A 2,846-nucleotide genomic window follows, 5' to 3' on the forward strand; every position below is an offset into this window, starting at 1 on the left:
TATGTGTAGCATCCTAGCTCGTAAGAGCTAGGGTAGCTACTAACCCTTACGGGTCGCGATAGGTAAAGTTTTGACGTTATCTTCACTTTTTCCCCCGCCCCAAACCGCACGTGCGCCTTTCAACGCATACGGCTTTCCATCAACTTATCCTACTTCTTAACTCAATACATGGAGTTAATTCTTTTTCATTAGATTGTTCGTCACCGATACAACCCTATAAGTTTTAACGATTCATTTTTGAAGTAATTTACTTCTGAATTTGTCAATTTTCTTTATTGTTTTAGCATTATAACTTAACACATAGTTTTCACAGTGTATGGATGTATGACATTCTTTACATACCCATGCTAGATTAGCGACTCTATTAATTAAATCCATGGGTAAGTACGGTTCGATGTGATGGCAATGTGCATTTTCCTTCATAAAGTCTAATCCGACATTACAGCACCTACATTTTCCTCTATCCCTGTTATACGCATATTCACGGTTCATAAAGTATTCAAAGTTATATTTACTCTTTGTATCTTTGCAGAGATAAAAATCCTGTAGTGTCATTATATGAGGTCTATCCAGCCTTAACAGCTTCTTCCTTTGTTTGTAGTAGATTTCTCTTCCTACTATAGTGTAAGGTGTCGTCCTTTGGTTAAATGGTTTTTCCAGCCACTCCGAAGGAGTATATGAAGCTTTTGTGACTCCAACCCAAAACCCTTCCTTTTTGATTGCGAAGGTTTTTGCCTGATATTTATGGTGTCTACTAGGTCGGTTTCCTAACTCACACATTTTTACTTTATGCCTCATGTAGCCGCTAGGAAACAATTTCTTGAAAGTTCTAAATAAGGAATTATTTACGTTGTAATCAATTCTATCGAATGTGTCCGCGCAAATACCGACTTTCCAATATTCCGCATATCCTTCGAGCATTTGATTAACTTTGATGATTTGTTCTATCCAAAATTCTTCTTTTAAAACTTTCCTCATCTTCCTTATTTCTTTGCAAACTTTACTAATTTGACCACTGACTTTTCTATGATTGGGTTTGTTTTTGCCAACTATATTTCCACTATTACTGCGGAGAGGTGTTTCAGCATAAATATCAAACCCTAAGAAGAGTGCTGGCTTTTCCCTTAAGTCTGTTATGACTGTTTTCTCTTTAGACAATTCAAGTTTTAGCTTAATTCTGAAATACTTGCGCAAATATTCAAGATAACGTCTTGCTTCTTGATAGGTTTGAGTAAGTATAATCCAATCATCTGCGTATCTAACTAGGTAGCATTTATTTCTACCTTGTCTAACCAGCCTTTCCCTTTGCTTTCTCGGTTCCTTTGAAATTCCAGTTGGTTTCGCTTTGTAGAATCTACGTGCTACCATCCAGTCGAAATCATTTAGATACACATTTGCAAGTAAGGGTGAAATTATACCGCCTTGTGGAGTTCCCTTTTCCGTAGTGAATTTAAAATCATATTCCATATACCCTGCTTTAAGCATAATTTGAATAATCTTTATTATTCGCTTGTCCCTTATGCCTAATCTCCATAGTTTTTTAATTAGAAATCTGTGGTTGATATTATCAAAGTAACCTTTTATGTCACCTTCGATTGCATAATAAGACTTAGTAGTATTAATGAAATGATTCACTTGTCTAACAGCATGTTTAGAGCTACGGTAAGGACGGAATCCGTAACTATGGTCGTAAAATTTTGCTTCTACGATTGGTTCAAGTATTGTACGAATACATTCTTGAATAATACGGTCAACGACCGTTGGTATCCCTAACGGTCGTTGACTTCCATCCGCTTTTTCGATATAAACCCTTCGGGCTGGTTTGGATTTGTAGTTTCGTGCAGCTTTAGTGATTAGCTTTATAACGTTGTTTTTATCCATTTGCAAATATCTTCGAATATCATGTCCGTCAACACCAGGAGTGTTAGCCCCTCTATTGGCTTTGATTTTATGAATAGCTGTAATTATTGTGGTCTCATTGAATGCCATTTCATATAAGCTATGAAAACGTGTATTTTTCTTTGATAATTCATATAATTTGTCCTGAGCTCTTTTGAGTTCAGTTTCATTTGAGAAGTTTGTGCTAAAGTTCATAAAGACATCACCTGCCTTTAGGGTTCACAATTCATTCTTACAGAAAGTTTGAACTTCTCTATCGAATCGTTAAACTTGATAAGTTGACTGGTCCCCTTCGCCCTGTAAAGGTTTTTCTCCATCTCTGACTACTACGAGACCTCTGACTTCCTTTAAACTTCAACGTTCTGTAAAACTCCACTTAAAGGCTCTCCCACGTTCCGATTAATCTATCCTTTTTCTGTAACCCTTAGGTCAAGACTATATGCCGATAGTTCTAAGTAAGGTTTGAGAAATAGTTGTTCCTTACATTTCAACTTACTATTTCAAGTAAGAGGGAATACGCAAAACCAGAATGCTATATTCCAACTATATTGGGGCTCCATTTCTGGAGTAACAAATGACGACACTTCAAACATCTTTTCGTTGCCTAACCGTAGGTTACGGACACCCGCACTATATATATTCCGTATCTGTACACAGATTTAGGATTTCAAGTTACGTCTTTACCCCGCTTTATACGTCTGTATATTACAGCATACATCGCATAGGGGAGTCTCAGTGTTTATACCACAGATGAGTTTACCATTTCTCATACTTATGTGTTTTCTCCGTATATCAACGGTACTTCCCCGTTGAAACTCGATTAATCAGTTCAATCAATATGTGATAGTATCTGTTTCAACCTATAGCATAGGTATATATTCGATTTCTCACGATTGTCACTTTATCCCACCACTGGTACGTGGTGGTTATGCGAAACGTGGCGCACC

The 2,846-nt window shown here is 36.9% G+C and carries 1 protein-coding gene; it reads right to left on the minus strand.

Annotation, left to right across the window (positions count from 1 at the left end; translation table 11 throughout):
* Positions 1-231 precede the first annotated feature (231 nt).
* Positions 232-2,094, minus strand: coding sequence for a group II intron reverse transcriptase/maturase (ltrA, locus tag JDS96_RS30100; protein WP_199669042.1), 1,863 nt, complete (start codon positions 2,092-2,094; stop codon positions 232-234).
* Positions 2,095-2,846 lie beyond the last annotated feature (752 nt).

This window comes from Bacillus cereus group sp. N21 (assembly GCF_016483395.1).
Taxonomy (GTDB): Bacteria; Bacillota; Bacilli; order Bacillales; family Bacillaceae_G; genus Bacillus_A; species Bacillus_A pseudomycoides.

Coding starts and splice junctions, on each gene's coding strand:
- ltrA (WP_199669042.1), bottom strand. CDS start 2,094: ATGAACTTTAGCACAAACTTCTCAAATGAAACTGAACTCAAAAGAGCT.